17 protein-coding genes are annotated in these 19130 nt (G+C 59.9%); 13 read left to right on the top strand and 4 right to left on the bottom strand.

Features of this window, described 5'->3' with window-relative positions; translation table 11 throughout:
- Nucleotides 1–8 precede the first annotated feature (8 nt).
- Together QMF81_RS07115 and QMF81_RS07110 are read left to right on the top strand one after the other, a co-directional pair.
- A complete protein-coding gene (locus tag QMF81_RS07115) occupies nt 9–671 on the top strand; it encodes an ABC transporter ATP-binding protein (RefSeq protein ID WP_348772168.1) in 663 nt (220 codons plus the stop codon).
- Nucleotides 668–3157, top strand: coding sequence for an ABC transporter permease (locus tag QMF81_RS07110; protein ID WP_281750059.1), 2490 nt, complete (start codon nt 668–670; stop codon nt 3155–3157). Before QMF81_RS07115 ends, QMF81_RS07110 begins: the two co-directional genes overlap by 4 nt.
- On the opposite strand, the gene QMF81_RS07105 is transcribed toward QMF81_RS07110, so the two are convergent.
- The 4 genes from QMF81_RS07105 to folK form a co-directional block, all read right to left on the bottom strand.
- Nucleotides 3154–4560, bottom strand: a complete 1407-nt coding sequence (locus tag QMF81_RS07105) for a peptidoglycan DD-metalloendopeptidase family protein (protein ID WP_281750058.1) — start codon at nt 4558–4560, stop codon at nt 3154–3156. The two genes, QMF81_RS07110 and QMF81_RS07105, sit on opposite strands and share 4 nt — an antisense overlap.
- 508 nt (nt 4561–5068) lie before the next feature.
- The gene (locus QMF81_RS07100) at nt 5069–5512 is read right to left on the bottom strand and encodes a hypothetical protein (protein ID WP_281750057.1); all 444 of its coding nucleotides are present in this window, start codon (nt 5510–5512) and stop codon (nt 5069–5071) included.
- Nucleotides 5513–5641: 129 nt separating this feature from the next.
- The gene (locus tag QMF81_RS07095; RefSeq protein WP_281750056.1) at nt 5642–5917 is read right to left on the bottom strand and encodes a transcriptional regulator; all 276 of its coding nucleotides are present in this window, start codon (nt 5915–5917) and stop codon (nt 5642–5644) included.
- A gap of 9 nt (nt 5918–5926) precedes the next feature.
- Entirely contained in the window at nt 5927–6436 is a 510-nt protein-coding gene (folK, locus tag QMF81_RS07090; RefSeq protein WP_281750055.1) for a 2-amino-4-hydroxy-6-hydroxymethyldihydropteridine diphosphokinase, read from the bottom strand.
- 64 nt (nt 6437–6500) lie between these two features.
- Here folK and xerD point away from each other — a divergent pair, with 64 nt between their 5' ends.
- The 11 genes from xerD (at nt 6501) to QMF81_RS07035 (ending at nt 19033) form a co-directional block, all read left to right on the top strand.
- Nucleotides 6501–7385, top strand: a complete 885-nt coding sequence (gene xerD, locus QMF81_RS07085; RefSeq protein WP_281750054.1) for a site-specific tyrosine recombinase XerD — start codon at nt 6501–6503, stop codon at nt 7383–7385.
- The gene (locus QMF81_RS07080; RefSeq protein ID WP_281750053.1) at nt 7382–10063 is read left to right on the top strand and encodes a CBS domain-containing protein; all 2682 of its coding nucleotides are present in this window, start codon (nt 7382–7384) and stop codon (nt 10061–10063) included. The genes xerD and QMF81_RS07080 overlap by 4 nt, the downstream gene beginning before the upstream one ends.
- 77 nt (nt 10064–10140) lie before the next feature.
- Nucleotides 10141–10884 carry a basic amino acid ABC transporter substrate-binding protein gene (locus QMF81_RS07075; protein WP_281750052.1) on the top strand — a complete coding sequence of 248 codons (744 nt, stop codon included), beginning with the start codon at nt 10141–10143 and terminating at the stop codon, nt 10882–10884.
- A gap of 66 nt (nt 10885–10950) precedes the next feature.
- Nucleotides 10951–11757 (top strand): amino acid ABC transporter permease, encoded by an 807-nt coding sequence (locus QMF81_RS07070; protein WP_281750051.1) that lies wholly within the window; start codon nt 10951–10953, stop codon nt 11755–11757.
- Nucleotides 11744–12484 (top strand): amino acid ABC transporter ATP-binding protein, encoded by a 741-nt coding sequence (locus QMF81_RS07065; RefSeq protein WP_281750050.1) that lies wholly within the window; start codon nt 11744–11746, stop codon nt 12482–12484. Before QMF81_RS07070 ends, QMF81_RS07065 begins: the two co-directional genes overlap by 14 nt.
- Nucleotides 12481–12981, top strand: coding sequence for an HIT domain-containing protein (locus QMF81_RS07060; RefSeq protein WP_281750049.1), 501 nt, complete (start codon nt 12481–12483; stop codon nt 12979–12981). Before QMF81_RS07065 ends, QMF81_RS07060 begins: the two co-directional genes overlap by 4 nt.
- A 3-nt stretch (nt 12982–12984) precedes the next feature.
- Nucleotides 12985–13335: a LapA family protein gene (locus QMF81_RS07055; protein ID WP_281750048.1), complete on the top strand. Its 351-nt coding sequence runs from the start codon at nt 12985–12987 to the stop codon at nt 13333–13335.
- A gap of 57 nt (nt 13336–13392) precedes the next feature.
- Nucleotides 13393–15975 carry a DNA mismatch repair protein MutS gene (gene mutS / locus QMF81_RS07050; protein WP_281750047.1) on the top strand — a complete coding sequence of 861 codons (2583 nt, stop codon included), beginning with the start codon at nt 13393–13395 and terminating at the stop codon, nt 15973–15975.
- A 2-nt stretch (nt 15976–15977) separates the two neighbouring features.
- On the top strand, nt 15978–16397 hold the full coding sequence (locus QMF81_RS07045) for a hypothetical protein (protein WP_281750046.1): 420 nt from the start codon (nt 15978–15980) through the stop codon (nt 16395–16397).
- Between the two features lie 15 nt (nt 16398–16412).
- Nucleotides 16413–17702: a diaminopimelate decarboxylase gene (gene lysA, locus QMF81_RS07040; RefSeq protein WP_281750045.1), complete on the top strand. Its 1290-nt coding sequence runs from the start codon at nt 16413–16415 to the stop codon at nt 17700–17702.
- An 11-nt stretch (nt 17703–17713) separates the two neighbouring features.
- On the top strand, nt 17714–19033 hold the full coding sequence (locus QMF81_RS07035) for a tetratricopeptide repeat protein (RefSeq protein ID WP_281750044.1): 1320 nt from the start codon (nt 17714–17716) through the stop codon (nt 19031–19033).
- Nucleotides 19034–19130: the final 97 nt, after the last annotated feature.

The raw sequence follows: 19130 nt of genomic DNA, 5'->3' as shown, positions 1-19130 counted from the left end.
ATACCCCCATGATCACCGTACATGATCTCAGTTTGACTCTAATTTCCGGCGCTGCGCCGGTCAACGTACTTCAGAACCTCAGTTTTCAGGTGGAATCCGGCGAGAGTGTGGCCGTAGTTGGCCCTTCGGGTTCGGGCAAGACCTCGCTTTTGATGCTGCTTTCCGGCCTGGAGCGCCCGAGCGCAGGGAGCATCCATGTGGCCGGCCATGACCTCTCCAGCATGGGTGAAGACGGGCTGGCCCGCTTCCGGCAGCAGTACGTGGGGATTGTGTTCCAAAACTTCCTCCTCCTTCCTGCCTTGAGCGCGGAAGACAACGTTGCCCTGCCCTTGGAACTGGCCGGGGTGAGCGATGCCCGCAAGCGGGCCAGACAGGCCCTTATCCAGGTGGGGCTGGAGCACCGGCTGCATCATCTGCCTTCCCAACTTTCCGGCGGAGAGCAGCAGCGGGTGGCGGTGGCCCGCGCCTTTGCCGGCGGCCCCGCCCTGATCCTCGCCGATGAACCCACTGGAAACCTGGACGCCGCCACCGGCGCGCGGGTCATGGAACTGCTTTTTGCCCTGCATGAGGAGCATGGCACCACGCTCCTTTTGGTGACCCATGATCCTGCGTTAGCGGCCCGTTGCCAACGCCGCATGCGTTTGGCGGGCGGCCGCATGGAGGACGTATGACCCCGATCCTTGCCTGGTGCCTGCGGGAATGGCGGCGAGGGATGCGCGGCAGCCGCTGGGTGCTCGTGAGCCTGGCCATCGGCGTGGCGGCCATGACCGCCATCGGGACCACTGCGGCGTCGATACGCCAGGCCCTGGAGCTGGACGCGCGAGAAATTTTGGGCGGAGACGTCGCCATTGAGCTGACATCGCGAACCCTTTCCCCGCAGGAGCTCGAGCGCATTGCGGCCTACGGGACCCTTGGCCACACCACCACCGTACGCACCATGCTCCACAGCCAAGAAAAGAGCACGCTGGTGGAAGCCAAGGCAGTGGACGAGACCTATCCCCTCTACGGGAGCCTCACCATCGCCGGCCGCGGAAACGTGACCGGCGCGGAGATGTCTCCGGAAAGCGTGATGGTGGACGCCGAAGTCCTGACACGTCTCGGGGCGCGAGTGGGAGAGCGTGTGCGCTTGGGGAACTCCTGGCTTACCGTCGCTGGCATTATCGAAAAGGAGCCGGGCAGATCCTTGGATCTCTTCACCTTGGGGCCGCGGGTCATACTCTCCCGCAAAGCCCTCGAGCTCACCGGCCTCCTCGTTCCTGGGAGTCTTTTTCAGAGCACCTATGCCCTGCGCCTGCCCGATGCCTCCCGCGCCGAAGCAGTGGCCCACGAGATCGTCGCCATCGGGGATTCGGGATGGCGGGTACGGCCTTTCACGCGCGCCTCCGGCCGCATGGAAACGCTACTTGAGCGCCTGCGCACCGTAAGCTCCTTCGTGGCATTGGGGATCCTTTTGGTGGGCGGCCTCGGGGTGGCAAGCGGGGTGCGCGCACACATGGCTTCCCGGCTGCTGGAACTTGCGGTGTGGAAGGCGCTGGGTGCTTCGACCCGGGTGCTCCTGGTGGTGCACGGGGGATCTGTGCTCTTGATGGGCGGGCTTGCCATCGCCGCGGGGGTGGTTCTCGGTGCGTGCACGCCGTGGCTCCTTGCGGCGTGGGGCGTGCCGGTGGTGGTCCCGGGCTGGTATTTTTCCCCCATGCTGCTGGGCGCCACCTGTGGGCTCTGTATCCTGGCCGTATTCGCGGCCCTGCCTTTGGGCCGCGCAGTGGCGGTGCCGGCAGCGGTAGTATTCCGGCAGAGTGCACGTGGGGTGGGGTTTGCCCGTAAGGCGCCCTTGTGGGCCTGGGGGACGATAGTCGTGGGAGCGGCGGCCCTTGCGATGGTGGTCCTGCTTCTGGCCGACCGTCTCCGTTTGGGGGTATGGTTTGTGCTTGGCGTGGGGGCAAGCTTTGCCGTGCTCTGGCTTGCGGCCATGGGGGTGCGCGCCGCGGCCCGCTTGGGCCGGAGCCTTCCTTGGCCCACCTGGCGCCTGGCCATGGCCAACATGGCCCGCCCTGGGGCATCAGGGCCCCGTTTGGTGCTCGTCTTAGGGTTGGGACTCGGCATGCTCGGGGCGGTGCGTTTGGTGACGGATTCCTTAGGCGCTTCCCTTGGAGAAGAGATCGCTCGGCAGGCCCCCAGCTTTTTCGTGCTCGACGTGCCGCCGCACGAAGAGGACCACTTCCGTCAAGTGGCCCATGCCGCCGGGGCAGAGCGCGTCCGCTTGCAGCCGGTGGTACGTGGCCGCATCACCCATATCCGCGGCCAGGAAGTGGAGACTGTTCCCATTGCCCCGGAAGTGCAGTGGGCGGTCCGATCGGACCGGATGCTCACCTCGGCGCTGGCCCTCCCGGAAGGCAGCACCCTCGTGGCTGGGGTATGGTGGACGCCCAATGCCACCGTTGCCGAGCCCCGTGTCTCCATCACCGCGGATTTGGCCCAAGGTTTCGGCGTGCAGGTGGGGGATCGGCTGCGCTTCAATATCTTGGGCCGCGAGGTGGAGGCGTCCATCATGAGCGTGCGCCAGGTGGACTGGACTACTTTGAATCTCCAATTCGCCATCATTTTCGCCCCAGGGGTGCTCGAGGCCGCCCCACGGACGCTGCTCGGCACCATCCAGGCCCCCCCAGAGGCTGCGGAAACGGTTTTTACCGCTATCGCGCGCGCATTTCCTCAAGTGGCCATCGTGGATGTGCGGCGCATCCTTGCGGAAGTGAGCACCGTGGTGGGGCGTTTGGGTCTTGCCATGGCACTTTTGGGGGGACTTGCCGTGGTGGTGGGCCTTATGGTGCTCATGGGAAGTTTTGCCGCGGACCAAGAGGCGCGGCATTTTGAAGCCGTGGTCTATAAGGTGTGCGGTGCCACCCGCCTGCAAACGGTGCGCATCCTTGCGGTGGAGTTTGTGCTCGCAGCACTCGTGGCGAGCGGGATGGCCATGGGCATCGCAACACTCGCGTCCCAGGCGGTGGTGGAGGGGCTGCTCCACCTTGGGTTTCGCTGGCATGCCCAACAGGCGGTGCTCATCCCGCTGGCAGGGGCCTGTCTCGCAGTGGGCCTGGCCTTGCGGCGCACGTGGAACGTGTTGCGTCTCCCCGCCTGGCGATGGCTCCGGAATGACTAGGGCTGCGGCGTTTGCGTTTGCGCAATGGCGGTGGCGCGGCGCTGAAGCTCCGCCTGCCACATCGTGATGTGCTCCCGAAAGCGGGCCAACTCTTTTGCGGCCAAGACTTTGGACGGCGTTGTCTTGTGCTTTTTATAGTATTCTTGAGGGTTGATGTACTTATTTCCAATCTGCATGCGAAAGTCGAGATGCGGACCAGTGGCATATCCAGTACTTCCTACGTATCCAATCACCGCACCCTGTTTGACATGAGTACCTTTTTGATAATTTGGATTAAACTTGCTCATATGGTTATACACGGTCTTCATTTCTCCAGCATGGCGAAGAACAATAAAATTTCCTTGGGAACCATTATAGCCTCGTGCAACGATCGTCCCATCAGCAACCGCAAAAATGGGTGTCCCTTTTGGGGCGGAGTAATCGACGCCTTGATGTGGTCTGCGGTAGCCTAAAATGGGGTGAAGGCGATTCATGGAGTAGGCAGAAGAAACTTTGAGAAAAGGCAATGGAGCGCGCAAGAAGTCCTTGCGTAGGGATCTTCCCTGTGCATCATAGTATCCGGATTCACCGCTGCTGGTCGTGTAATGGAAGGCATAATACGTAGTGCCTGCATTGGTGAAGCTGGCGGCGTGAATATCCCCGTATCCGGCAAATTTCCCGTCTCGAAAACGTTTGTCCACAATGAGCTGGAAGGAATCGCCAGGCTGGATCTCTCGATGGAAATCGATATCCCAACTGAAAAGATTGGCGAGACGGACAATGAGCTCCGGCTGCTCCCCCAAGACTTGCATGGTGTTCCACAGGGAGCCATCGATAGTCCCGACGATGGTTTCCTGGCGCACTTCGTACGGAATGGACTCCTTGCGGATCTCCGGATTGTCTCCCTGAAGGTTGACCACCAGCCGTTCGTTGGCATCGATTTCGTACTCCAGTCCCACCAGTTTTTCTCCTTCCAGCAGCATCACCAAGGGGTGCCCTGCCCGGAGTTGCTCCAAAGAATAAACCTTTTGGCTGGCGCTACATAACGAGTAGATATGCTCCAAAGCGAGATGTTCGGCGAGGAGGGAAGTGGGGGTATCCCCCTGCTCAATCTCCCGAACGATACGGGTGAGTTCCGGCTCCTGCAGTGCGGGTTCGGAGGGGACATCGGCTTGGGCGGCGGCGTTCGGTTGTTCTTGAGACGCCGCGGCAGTGAAGACCTGCTCTTGCGAGGCAGGCTGATGTTCGAGAAGGGTAATGGATTCTTGGGGTTGGATGCTGGAAAACGTGATTTCTGGATGGAAGAGAAGAACGAAGAGCCCTCCGCCCATGATGGTGATGGCCAGGCTCACGACGCAGCAGGTAAGCAGACGCACCAGAAGGGATGGGGGACGACGAACGGCATCACGAATGGTATGGCGCATAGGCATATCCCCTGGGTTTGCGCATACAACGATGCGTATTGGCCAAAGACTATCCGCAGCCTTATCCAGGAGATAGCGGGAGGACAACCCCTGCGTCGGTACAAATTTTCAAACTTTCCGAGGACGAGAAGAAGATGCATCCGCGAGCTGGAGCCCGATTTCAAAAAACCATTGCCCAGGATCTGGGGCGGGTCGGCACCATGCGATGGCTGCTGGTCGTGCTAAAAGAGAAATCAGGGGCCCCTGCGTCCCATCCCGAAGGCGAACACGCAAGCGCGCTCCTACCGGCAATGGTCGGTCCACCCCCAATCGCACTCCGGTAAAGCTATAGTCGAGCACATGGCACAGTACCCGTTCTCCCGTACCCTCCACCTCGGCTTCGCAGGATTCGAAGCAGGCTTGTCGTTGCCATAGGCGATCTGGCGTCATGGGGGACCTCCAGGGTTTGGCTTTCTTCTATCCCCAACGCCAGGATAAAGGCAAGTGCAATGCGGCTTTTTGCTTTGGGCTATTGGGTAAGCAAGTATCGAAATTTTTTGGTGAGATCCGATGTCCAATCGAAAATGGCATTGATTTCAGCTTGGACGTTTTCCGCATCCACCATGCCGCAGCGCACGTCAAGAAAATAGGGAAGGATATCAGGAGCTTCTTGGTAGAAGAGGGCGACTGCATAAACAGAGCTCAAATAAGGGCGATCGCCAAATTCGGGTTTGGTGACAAGACGCAGCACAAAGCGCTTGCCCCCGGGCGTCAAGGTAAAAAACGAGCTCTGCAGCACCGCTTCCTTGAGCTTGAAGCCCAGGAGTGCGCCTGCGCTATCCGCCCCCATGCTTTGGACGTCGAGGGGAATCTTGGAAGCGTTCACCGCAGGCTCCTCGGCAGATGCCGTGGAAGGGGCCGATGCCGTTGGTATCGTGGAGTTCGGCGTGTTTTGCGGCGCAGAAGAAGCCATACAGGCAGATGCCGCGAAAAAGACGATGAGTCCCACCGTCCATGGGAGAACGAAGGAAATCCGCGAGTGCAATGCCATGGGTGTTTTCTCCAAAGATAGCTGGTGATTTTTAAGTTTACATAATTTACATTATGTATTTTCCGGATCGACTTTTTTCTGAATTTTTTCCAGATAGGCTTCCCGGCACTCGTAGCTACAAAAACAGAAGGTCTGATCGCCGTTTTTGACCCGAATGTCGGAATCCTTGGACACATAAGTTCCACAAATGGGATCTTTGACGAGGACACCTTCCTTTTCCATGGTCCGCTGGGTTTCCTTGCGCAATTGTTCCTTTTTGCGACGATCGCCCACGACGAGCTTGTACAAAATAAACCCAGCGGCAATGAAAACGATAAACTTGATCATGAATACTCCTTAGTTTGCTTGCCAAATCTGGTCATTACTCCAGGTATACGAAAGATGATCGAGCGCCTCGCGCAACACGGTACCGTCGGGCAAGATCGCTTGAGGTTCCAGCTCCAAAAGCGGCACGAGCATGAAAGCGCGCTCCACAAGCCGCGGATGCGGTATGGTGAGAACCTCGTCCTGCACTTGAAGGTCTCCAAACATGAGGATGTCGATATCCATGGTGCGCGGACCAAAACGCTCCTCCTGGCGGCGATTGCGTCCCAATTCCGCTTCGATGGTTTGGGTGGCCGCCAGGAGTTCCCCGGGGGAGAGCGCTGTCTGCACCCGCACCACTTGATTCCAAAACCATGGCTGGTCGGCGTACAGTTGCGGTTGGGTCCGGTATACGGAGGACGCCGCCACGAGAGTGGTCTGCGGAATGCGGGCAATGCGGTCTCGGGCCACAGCAAGAAGCCGCTCGCTTTCGCCCTTGTTGGAACCCAAACCCAAAAAGGCATGGCATGGTGTCGTTGTCATGGACAACGGCGCTACTCATTTTCCCTTGTACCGGCAAGACGCCTTGGGTACGAAGGCCCCTGTCATGCATGCCCTGCTCGATGCCTACCTCACCCATTTGACGGTCATTCGGGGACTGTCCGAAAACACGGTCACTGCCTACGCTGCGGACGTATCCGCCTTTTTGGACGCGCTGTCTGGGACTGATACAGTCCTGCTCGAACACATCGATGCCGAAATCGTCCTGGCATACCTCGCCAGCCGCAAGGCCCAAGGGGTAACCCCACGCACGCTCGCCCGCCAGCTCTCCGCCTTGCGAGGCTTTTTCGCCTTTGTGGAAGAAACCCATGGCGGTCCCAATCCCGCGCGTCTGGTGGACAGCCCCCGCATCCCCCGAAAACTCCCCGCCGTCCTTTCGCAAGAGGACGTGGCCGCCCTGCTCGCCGCGCCGGATCCCACCACCGCCTTGGGGGCTCGGGACCGCGCTTTACTGGAGATCCTGTACGCAGCGGGGCTGCGGGTCTCCGAGGCCATCTCCATCAACGTGAAGGACGTGGATGTTCAAGCCGGCGTCATCCGGGTCATCGGCAAGGGCGATGCCGAACGCCTCGCCCCGCTGCACGAGGTCGCCGCGCACAGCCTCGAGCGATACTTGAAGGTTTTTCGCCCCCGTCTCCGCCCCCAAGTCCCAAAAATCTTTGTCAACCGCTTTGGACGCTCCCTTTCCCGGCAAGGAGTCTGGAAGCTCATCAAAGGCTATGCCCAGGCCGCCGGGATCTCCATCACCATTTCTCCACACACCCTGCGCCACTCCTTTGCCACCCACCTCCTGGAAGGCGGAGCGGACCTGCGCACCGTGCAGATCCTTCTCGGACACGCCGATATCACCGCCACCACCATCTACACCCATGTGCATACGAGCCGTTTGCGCGCCCTCCATCACCTGCATCACCCCCGAAACGACCCATGAGCGAGCCGGTCACTACCATCATCACCTGTCATGCCAACGCGGATTTCGACGCCTTGGCGGCCATGATCGCAGCCTCCAAACTCTATCCACATGCGGCGCTCATCTTCCCAGGGAGTCAAGAAAGTGCGCTTCGCAACTATTTTTTGCAAAGCGTCATGTATCTTTTTCAATTCCAAAACATCAAAGATGTCGAACAGCAACATATCAATACAATTGTCGTCGTCGATACGGCGCAAAAAAGTCGTATCCCCCATGTGGAGCACCTTCTCGAAAAGGCTACAGTGCATATCTATGATCATCATCTCGGAGAAACGAACGATATCCATGCAGAAAAATCCATCATTCTTCCATGGGGAGCGACCACGAGTATTTTAGTGCATGAACTCCGGGATCGCGGCATCACGGTGAGCCCCGACGAAGCAACCATTCTTGGCCTGGGCATTTACGAAGATACCGGACACTTCACCTTTTCTTCCACCACCGAGCACGATTTTCAGGCTGCCGCCTGGCTTCGGGCGTGTGGCATGGATCTGGATATCATTCACGATATCCTGCGCCGCGACCTTTCTGCGGAGCAGCTGACACTGCTCTCGCGTCTGCTGGACTCCGCGGTCACCCACACCATCAACGGTCTCGAAATTGTGGTGGCGGAGGCCGAGTCTGAGACCTACATGGCGGACTTTGCCCTTTTGGCGCACAAGCTCATGGAGATGGAAAACATCCGCGTGCTGTTTGCCCTCTGCCGCATGGCGGACCGCGTGCAGCTCGTGGCCCGAAGCAAGATCGCCGAGGTGGATGCAGGACTCATTTGCCGCTCCTTTGGCGGCGGCGGCCACCCCTATGCGGCATCGGCCTCCATCAAGGACCGCACACTGGCACAAATCAAAGACGAACTCTTTGCCCTGCTCTACTCTGCCATCCACCGCAGCCGCCTGGTGCGGCATTTCATGTCCGCCCCAGCCGTGGGCATCGATGCCAAGCAGCCCCTGAAAGAGGCCGCGAACATCATGACCCGCTACGGGTTCAAGGCCTTGCCGGTGATGGAGGGGCAAACGCCGGTGGGCGTCATCGAGCATGCCGTGGCGGACAAGGCCGTGGCCCATGGTTTGGGGGAGGAACGGGTGCGGGAGTATATGCAGGAAGAGATCCGCACGGTCGCTGAAGACGAGGACCTCTACGCGGTGATGGAGATCATCCTCGGCCAGCGCCAGCGGTTGGTGCCGGTAATGCGTGCCGAGACCATGGTGGGGGTCGTCACCCGCACGGACCTCATCCACCTCTTGGTGCAGGAGCCTGCCCGCATCCCGGAATCCCTGCTCCCTGGACGACGCACCGAGCGCTCCATTGCCCACCTGCTGCGCGAACGGCTCTCCCCTGCCACCGTGGCCTTGCTGGAGACCGCCGGCCGCGTGGGCCAAGAGTTGGCGATGCCGGTGTACGCCGTGGGAGGATTTGTCCGCGACATCCTCCTTGGCAATCCCAACGACGACATCGACCTGGTGGTGGAAGGTGAAGGCATCACCTTTGCACACGCCTTGGGCAAGCAATTGGGAGGACGCGTACGTCCCCATCCCAAATTCCATACTGCGGTGATCATCCTGCCCGGGGGAGAGAAGATCGACGTCGCCACTGCCCGGTTGGAGTACTACGAGTACCCTGCGGCCTTGCCGGTGGTGGAGCTTTCCTCCCTGAAGATGGACCTCTTTCGCCGGGATTTTTCCATCAACACCCTGGCGGTCCATCTGGATCCCGAACATTTCGGCTTGTTGGTGGATTTTTTCGGCGGCCAGCAAGACCTCAAAGATCGGGTCATCCGCGTGCTCCATTCCCTTTCGTTCGTGGAAGACCCTACCCGTATCCTTCGTGCCGTGCGTTTTGAACAACGTTTTCGTTTTTCCATCAATGTCCAAACCGAGCGGCTGATCAAAAACGCCCTGCGCCATAATCTTTTTCAGCGTCTGTCTGGTGGACGCATCCTGCATGAACTGGTGCTGCTTTTGAGTGACGCAGCTCCTGTGGATTCACTCCTACGACTCCGTTCTTTAGGGGTGCTGCAGCAGATCCATCCAGCGATCCATTTTCCCACAACCAAAGAACCATTCTTGCGGGAAATCGAACGCGTGCTCACCTGGTACGGCCTTTTGTACCGTTCCGAACGCCCCAAGGCATGGATTGTCTACTTCCTTGCCTTGTGTTCAGGCATGGAAGCCGCCGACTTTTCTCGGCTGGCGCAGCGCTTTGGCGTGTCGCAAAAGCAGCATTCCATGCTTTCCGGGCTGCGCTATCAGGTGCGTGGCGCCCTCATGGGTCTGGAGCAGGGGCTGCGTCGAGGACTTTCTCGGTCACGTCTCGCCGAAATCTTGGAGCCGCTCCCCCTCGAAGGACTGCTCTATGCCATGGCCCGAAGCGCCAATCATGACGTCAAGCGCAATATTTCCCTCTACATCACAACACTTCGGGATATGAAGCTGCTCGTCTCCGGAGCGGACATCGCCGCCTTGGGGATCCCTCCAGGCCCGGTGTACGGTCGAATTCTGCGGGCAGTGCGCCGGGGGCTCCTCAATGGCTCCTGGAGCAGCCGGGAAGAGCAACTGCAAGCCGTGGCCCGGCTTGCCCGGGTGTGGGGACAACCACGCCCAAAAGCGCGCTCCCTTGACCGAAGTGCCGGCATTCTTTAGGCAACAGCGAACGTTTTTTCGCCCCCCTCGGCGGGACGAACAGTTCGCAAACCTGTTACCTTTATGGAGGAAGAAAGATGCTGCGACGCGCCCTTGTTGCCCTGATGCTTCTTGCCTGCCTCGGCTCCCCTGCCTTGGCCAAAGAAATCGTCTTTGCCGTGGACGCCACCTATCCGCCCATGGAGATGCTCGATGCCAACAAACAGATCGTCGGTTTTGGTCCGGACATCGTGCGCGCCATTGGAAAGGCGGCAGGATTTACGCCGGTACTCAAAAATACGGCCTGGGACGGCATCTTTGCGGGACTGGCTGCCGGCAAGTACGACGCCGTGGCATCCTCCGTGTCCATTACGGAAGAGCGCAAACAGGCCATGGACTTCAGCGAGCCCTATTTTGAGGTGCAGCAGGGCGTGATTACGGCCAAAGGCGCCAAGATCGCTTCCATCCAAGACCTCAAGGGCAAAACCATCGCCTCCCAGATGGGGACCACAGGATATTTCGTGGCCAAGACCATCGACGGGGCCCAGGCCAAATCCTATGACGAGATCGGTCTGGCAGTGGAAGACCTGTACAATGGACGGCTGGATGCCGTCATTGCCGACAGCCCGGTGGCTTCAGACTACGCCCTCCAGCATCCCCAGTATTCCCAAAAATTGACCCTTGCCTTCACCATCGCTTCCGACAAGCCGGAATATCTGGGCATTGCGGTCAAGAAGGGGAACGCCGAAGTCCTCCAGCTCATCAACGACGGCCTCAAAAAGATCAAAGCAAATGGGGAATATGACGCCATTTACGCCAAATGGTTCAAAAAGAACAACTAAAATCCGTCATGCCGGAGGCCCTGCTTCCGGCATGACCTTTTTTCTTCAATATCCGTAAAAAAACCTATGAATCAACAAAGCCACCCACAACCAGTCAAAATTGATATTGGCGATGGCGCTGCAATTCCATCCAAAAAGGACCATGGCCTCTTTACCGCCTGGTGGGTTTCTTTCATTGGCGCCATCGCTGTATTGACCTACCTTTGCGTTTTTTATCCATCACCCTATTTCCATATTCTTTCTTTTTTGCCGGATGGAATCGTCGTTACCTTTCAGGTGACATTTTTGTCTATTCTGCTTTCCTTGGTGCTTGGATTGGTGACCGGGCTTGGGCGGCTTTCCCGTAATCGGTTTTTCAATCTCATAGCCTCCACCTACGTGGAGGTGATCCGCGGGATCCCCCTCCTTGTCCAGCTTTTTTACATTTACTATGCCCTAGGCCGCATCGAGTCCTTCAGCTCCTTGCCGCCGCTGACTGCCGCCGTGCTTGCCATGGGGATCTGCTATGGCGCGTACATGGGCGAAGTGTTTCGGGCGGGCATCGATTCTATTGACAAAGGGCAAACCGAGGCAGCCCGGTCATTGGGGTTCAATCGGGCGCAAACCATGGCCTTGGTCATCTTGCCGCAGGCCTGGCGCACGATTTTGCCGCCAGTGGGCAATGAATTTATCGCCCTGCTCAAAGATAGCTCTCTGGTATCCATCCTCGCGGTGTCGGACATCCTGCGCCGGGGACGAGAATTTGCCAGTGAGTCCTTCCTCTATTTCGAGGCATATACCGTTGTCGCGCTTGTCTATCTCATCATCACCTTGATTCTCTCCAAGGCGGTGAGCCGCATGGAAAGCAAACTCGATTATTATGAACGCTCCTGAACCGATCATCCAGATTCAAAACGTCTTCAAATATTTTGGCAGCTTGCAGGCATTGTCCAATGTCAGCCTCGATATCGCCACCGGGGAAAAAGTCGTCATCATCGGCCCCAGTGGATCGGGGAAATCGACATTGCTGCGGACCATCAATCGCCTCGAAACCATCGATGCGGGCCAGATCATCGTGGATGGCAAAAATGTGCACTCCGGGGAACACGATATCAATCGCATCCGCCAGGAGCTCGGCATGGTCTTCCAGAACTTCAACCTCTTCCCCCACAAGACGGTTCTGGGAAACATCATCATGGCCCCCATGAAGCTCAAAAAGATGCCGGAGCTCGAAGCCAAAAACCTTGCCATGGCCTTGCTCGACAAAGTGGGTATCCGTGACAAGGCGGACGTCTATCCCGCCATGCTCTCCGGTGGACAGAAACAGCGGGTGGCCATTGCCCGGGCCCTTGCCATGCAGCCCAAAATCATGCTGTTTGACGAGCCCACTTCGGCCCTGGATCCAGAGATGATCGGTGAGGTGCTCGACGTCATGACCCAGCTCGCCCGGGAAGGCATGACCATGGTGGTGGTCACCCACGAGATGGGCTTTGCCCGCGAAGTGGCGGACCGCATGGTGTTCATGGATCAGGGACAGATCCTGGAAGTCGCCCCGCCCGAGCAGCTCTTTACCGCCCCCAAGCATCCCCGCACGCAAAAGTTTTTGAGCCAAATCCTATGATTCGCAAAACCCTCTACGCCCCGTGGCGCATCGAATACATCCTCGGCCCTAAGCCCAACACCTGTGTCTTTTGTCTTCCGGAAACCACCGAAGAAGACGAAGATCGCTTTGTCTTGTGCCGTGCGCAACATTGTTTTGTAATCATGAATATCTATCCGTATAGCAGTGGACATGTCATGGTCACCCCATATCGGCACGTTCACCATATCACAGAACTCTCTACATCTGAACTTCATGAACTCATGGATTATGTTCAAATTTCCGCAAAGGTGTTGGAGACTGCGTTCCATCCCCATGGCATCAATATTGGAGTAAATATTGGTGAAGCCGCCGGTGCAGGAATCCGTGAGCATCTCCACGTGCATCTCGTTCCGCGCTGGAATGGAGATCACTCTTTTATGGCGATCATGAGTGAAGTTTCGGTTATCCCGGAGCATTTGCGCTCCACGTATGCAAAGCTTCGTCCTCTTTTTCTCAACCTTCAATCTCCGAGGTGACCTATGCGGTATCTCAAAGTCCTTGGTCTGGTGCTCCTCTTTTTTCTCTCCATGCTCTTCGTGGTCCAAAATCATGACGCCCTGATGCAGGAGCTCTCTTTGAGTTTGTCTGCATTCGGTGTTCATATCCAGATGCCTGGAACGCCGTATTACATCACTATTCTCACCGCATTCCTGGTGGGCGCGGTTTTGTGCACGCTCTATTTCTTCTTGGAGCGGGTGCGTCTTGCCGGGCAGGTTCGCGCCCTGAAAAAGCAGGTGGCCGAGTTGGAAGCCCAAGTGGCGGCCCATCGCCCACTCTCCACTTCTGCAGAAGAATCGTCCATCGCTCCCGATGCCGAGTCCGCAGCCTAACCATCCTGCGCCGGATGCTCCGCGCTCTTGGGGTGTCCGGCGCTTTGTTGTCTCTCTATGACCCAAACCAAGATGACGCCCATGATGGAGCAGTACCTGGGGGTCAAGGCGCAGTACCCCGAGGCGCTGCTCTTTTTTCGCATGGGCGACTTTTTTGAGCTCTTCTTTGAAGACGCGGAAATTGCGGCACGAGAACTTCAAATTGCGCTCACCAGCCGCAACCCTCATGCGGAACATCCGGTGCCCATGTGCGGCATTCCTCATCATGCCTTGCATGAATACTCCCGGATTCTCCTCGAGCGCGGCTACAGCATCGCGGTGTGCGATCAAGTGGAAGACCCGCGCCAGGCCAAGGGTCTGGTGCGGCGGGAAGTGACCCGGGTCCTCACCCCGGGTACTGTGGTGGAAGACGCCAGCCTGGAAGCGGAGAGCGCCAATTTTCTCGCCGCAGTCCTCGTCGAGGACGATGGCGCTGCCGTGGCCTGGGCCGATGTTTCCACCGGCCAGTGGAGCGGGGTTGCCGCCAAAGACGCCGACACGGTACTGGCCTGGCTGAGCAAGATCGAGCCGCGGGAAATCCTCGTGCCGGATCGGCAGCAGACGCCGCTTCCCCCCGGCATTGCCGCCCGTCGGATCACCCGGTGGCCGCTGGCCCATTTTGACCTGGCATCTGCCGCAGAACGGGTGAAGAGCGCGCAGCGCGTGGCCTCGCTCAGCGCCTTGGATTTAGAGGATACGCCGCAGCTGACGCGCTGCTGTGGGGCGCTTTTGAGCTATCTGGAGATGACCCACCGCTGCCCTGCGACCCACCTGCAGCCGTTTTCTCCTGTGGACATCCGGGCAGGGCTCCTCATCGACGACCTCACCACCCGTAATCTGGAAATCTTTCGCACCCTCGACGGCCGTAAAGGCAAGGGCACCCTGTGGCACCTCCTGGACGCCACCCGCACGCCCATGGGGGCGCGGCTTTTGGCCGCAAGGCTGCGCCAACCGTGGCGCGACCAAGCGCCCATCGAGCGCATGCTCGATGCGGTGGCGTTTCTTCGTGACCACGACCAGGAGCGCCAAGCCTTGGCGCGGCTTTTGGACGACGTCTACGATCTGGAGCGGCTGGCCACCCGCATCCATATGAACCGCACCAACCCTCGAGATCTGGCGGCCCTCCGTCACACGCTGACGATTCTCCCCCGCCTGCGAGGATGGCTTGCCCGCCTGCAGCCGCTCCCGGAAGAGCTTGCGACCATCGAGCACCACTGGGACGATCTGGCCGAGGCCGCGGACCTGCTCACCCGCGCCCTGGCCGACAACCCGCCGGCGCTCATCACCGAGGGCGGGATTTTCCGCTCCGGGTTCGATCCCCGTCTCGACGAACTCCTCGAGCTCTCGGAGCACGGAGAAGAGGCCTTGGGCCGGCTGCTGCAGGAGGAGCAGGAGCGCAGTGCCCTGCCCAAGTTGAAGCTCGGGTACAACCGGGTGTTCGGGTATTATTTCGAGCTCTCCCGTGCCCAGGCGGACAGCGCCCCTGCCCATTTCATCCGCCGCCAAACCCTGGCCACCGCAGAGCGCTACATCACCGACGAGCTCAAAAAACTGGAAGAGCGCATCCTCGGGGCCTGCGAAGCGCGCAAGGCCCGGGAGTACGAACTCTTCACCGAACTTCGCGCCACCTTGGCAAAATGGCACCCCCGCCTCACCGCCCAGGCCGATCGCCTGGCCCGGCTGGACGTGGCCCAGTCCTTGGCCGAGGCAGCGCTGCGTCACGGCTGGTGTCGTCCGGAGATCCACGAGGGCATGGACATTGTCCTGAGGCAAAGCCGACATCCGGTGGTGGAGGCGGCCGTGGGACGGGGAAATACCATCCCCAGCGACATCCGCCTGGAAGACCCCACCCGGATGCTCCTCATCACCGGTCCCAACATGGCGGGAAAGTCCACCATTCTGCGGCAAACCGCCATTGCCTGCATCCTTGCCCAGATCGGCAGCTTCGTCCCGGCCGCCAGCGCCCGCATCGGCCTGTGTGACCGCATCTTTTCCCGGGTCGGCGCCTCGGACAATCTCGCCCAAGGGTACTCCACCTTCATGGTGGAGATGATCGAGACCGCCCGCATCCTGCGGCAGGCCACCCGACGTTCGTTGGTCATTTTGGATGAGATCGGCCGGGGTACGAGCACCTTTGACGGCATGTCCCTTGCCTGGGCCGTGGCGGAAGAGCTCATGCGGCGCCACGGCGGCATCCGCACCCTGTTTGCCACCCATTACCATGAGCTCACCGCCCTCGAGGCCAGCTTGCCCGGGGTGCAGAACTGCACTATGGCCATCAAGGAATGGAAAGGAGAAATCATCTTTCTGCACCGCCTCGTCCCAGGGCCGTCGGATCGCAGCTACGGCATCGAGGTGGCGCGGCTCGCGGGAGTGCCTGCGCCGGTCATCCAACGGGCCAAAGAAATCCTGCGGCAGTTGGAAGCCCGAGGGAAAAAGACCGTGAGCTGCACCCCGCTGCGCTTCACCGATGCTCCTTCCCAGCCATCTCCCCATCCTGTACTGCGTGAGCTGCAGGCCCTTTCGCTTGCGTCCATCGCGCCGGATGAGGCCCTGGCGCTTGTGACACGCTGGAAACATCTTGTGGAGACGACCCCGTGATCATGTACCGCACTCAAATGGCGCTTGTGTTTCTCCTGCTGGCGGCTTCTGTGGTGGGGTGTGGGAAAAAAGAATGGCCCAAGCCCCAGGCGCAGGAAGAACAGGTGTTCGTGGACACCATTGAGGCCCGCCGGGATGGGCCCTGCCTGTGGATCGCCGTCAAAGTAGGCGGCAATCTGGCCAATGTGGAGTTCTTCCGCCTGGAGGTGGAAACGGATGGCTGCCCCACCTGTCCCTTTGCGCCGACCATGGTGCGCCAAATTTCCCCGTACGACTCAGGGGTGCGGCGGCAGGAGAACAGCTACGTGCTGCGCGTATGCGGCCTCAACCTCCCCGAGACTTTTCGGCTGCGTGTAGGCGTGGACAATACCTTTGCCACGCTCCCTCCAGCCCTCTCCCCGGTCATCACTATCGAACCGTAAAACGAGGAATCTCCGATGCACCATTTTCATTTCCATCATGGCGTTCTTCATGCCGAAGACATCCCCGTGCCAGAGCTCGTGGCGGAGTACGGCACGCCGCTCTACATCTACTCCGCCTCCACCTGGCTTCGCCACTATCAGGCCATGGACAGCGCCTTTGCCGGCGTGCCGCATCTCACCTGCTACTCCGTGAAGGCCAATTCCAACCTGGCGATCCTGCGCCTTTTGGCCCAGGCCGGGGCAGGGGTGGATATCGTCTCCGGCGGGGAGCTCTTCCGGGCCTTGCGCGCCGGGGTGCCTGCGGAACGCATTGTGTACTCTGGGGTTGGCAAAAAACGCCACGAGATCCACGAGGCCCTGCTGGCAGGCATCCTGCTCTTCAACGTGGAGTCCGTGCAGGAGCTTGAGCGCATCAGCGAGATGGCTTCCAGCCTTGGGAAAACCGCCCGCATCAGTCTGCGTATCAATCCGGATGTGGATCCCAAGACCCACCCCTACATCTCCACCGGCCTTCGGGAAAACAAGTTCGGCCTGCCCATGGACGAAGCCCTCGCCGCCTACACGCTTGCGCAAAAGCTCCCCGGCGTGGAGCCCGTGGGCTTGGATTGCCACATCGGCTCCCAGCTCACCCAGCTCTCTCCCTTCATCGAAGCCCTCGACCGGCTCATGGACTTTTACCGTCAACTTGTCGCCCGAGGGATCTCTTTGCGCTATCTCGATCTGGGCGGCGGCCTCGGCATCACCTACAACGCCGAAGAGCCCCCGCACCCCACGGAACTCGGGGCAGCGGTGGCCCAAGCGGTCCAGGGGACCGATCTCACCATCATTCTCGAACCCGGCCGGGTCATTGCCGGCAATACCGGGATCTTGGTCACCGAGGTGCAATACCTCAAACAAAACGGGGAAAAACACTTCGTCATCGTGGATGCGGGCATGAACGATCTGGTGCGGCCATCCCTGTACGGCTCCTACCACCGCATCGCTCCGGTCACCGAGCGGCCGGACGCGCCGCCCTTGGTGGCGGATATCGTCGGGCCCATTTGCGAGTCCGGCGATTTTCTTGCCAAGAATCGGGAGATCCCGATGGTCGCCCCAGGAGACCTCCTGGCGGTGTTCTCTGCCGGGGCGTATGGCTTTGTCATGTCCTCCCAGTACAATTCCCGCCCCCGGGTGGCGGAGGTGCTGGTGCACGAAGACAAGCACCTGCTCATCCGCCGCCGGGAGACCTACCAGGACTTGGTAGGGCCGGAAGAAGACGGCCTCGCCCGACTGGAGGAATTGGGAATTCCCTCAACCCAAGGATAAGGAAAACGGCGATGCGCTTCACGACGGTGATCTTTGCCCTGCTCCTTGTGGCCCTGGGCGCGTGTGCCACCACCAAGGGGCCCTCGGCCTCGTCCCCCCAATGGCTTGCCCTCAACACCCGCACCCTCGAGCTCTACAACCAGGCCGCCTATGACGCGGCCCTGGCCTCCGCCCAGGAGGCACTCGCCGTGGCCCGCACCATGACTCCGCCGGAAAACGCCGACCTGGCCACGAGCCTGCATAACCTGGGCATCGTCCAGGTGGCCCTCGGCCAGTACGATACCGCGGAAAAGAACCTGCGTGAGGCACTGCGTTTGCGCGAGCAAATTTTGGGGCCGAGCCATCCCGAAACAGCAACCACTCTTTCGGCCCTGGGCACCCTCTTTGCCGCCCGCGGCAATGACGCCGCTGCCGAGGATTTCTACCTCAAGGCCGTGGAAATCCGGGAACGCACTGCTGGAGGAACTCCAGCGGATATTGCGGAGACCTTGGGCAACCTTGGGGATCTCTACCGCCGCAAAGGGCTGCGTGCCGAGGCGGTTTCCATGCTTTCCCGGGCGGTGGAGGTCCGGGAGCGCGCCTTGGGTGCTCAGGATCGCACCCTTGCCCGACTGCTCATTCGCCTAAGCCGCGCCGAGTTGGAGGCGGGAAAGACCGAAGATGCCCTGGTGGCCGCCCGCCGCGCCCAGGACATGACCCGGAATCTGGACCAAGTACTCTACGCCCAAGCCTTGGGCGCCTTGGGTGAGGTGCAGCTCGCGCAAGGCAAGAATGCCGACGCTGAAGCAACGCTGCAGCAAAGTGTGGCGATCTTGCAGGGCCTTGGCCCATCGGTGGCAGTGCCCTTTGCCGATACGCTCGTGAGCTTGGGCAAGGTGCAGCTGGCGAACAAACGCCCGGCGCAGGCAGAAGCCTCGTTCAAGCGTGCCTTGGAACTGCGGGAGTACGCCCTGCCTGCCGGGCATCCGGATATCGCCGTGGCAGCGGGATATGCGGCCCAAGCCGCCTATGCCCAGGAAAAGTATTCGGAGGCCATGCAACTTTTCACCGAAGCCCTGAACATCTCGCAGGCCACCTTAGGGCCGGATCACTTGGACACCGCCCAGCTGCTCTTCAACCTCGGACTGGTCCACCGCCGCCTCGGCAACATGGAGCGGGCAGAGACCATGCTGCGCCAATGTCTGGAAATCCGGCAGCGCCGCTTGGGCGAGCGCCATCCCTTGACCCTGCAGGCCATGGAGTCCCTGGCCCGTACCTTGGAGGACCGGGGAGACATGGCAGGGGCCACGTACCTTCAGGAACAATTGGAGCTGCTGCGCTCCCGTAAATAACACGCCGAGGGATGCCTGATCTTCCCGGCAGCCGGTCCCAAAAACGCTCCCTGATCCTCATGCCCAGAAGCCCCTCCGCGCCTCTGGGCATGATTTT

Origin of the sequence: Thermodesulfomicrobium sp. WS (assembly GCF_027925145.1) — a bacterium.
Classification (GTDB): Bacteria; Desulfobacterota; Desulfovibrionia; order Desulfovibrionales; family Desulfomicrobiaceae; genus Thermodesulfomicrobium.
This window is presented reverse-complemented; position numbering and strand designations above follow the sequence as displayed.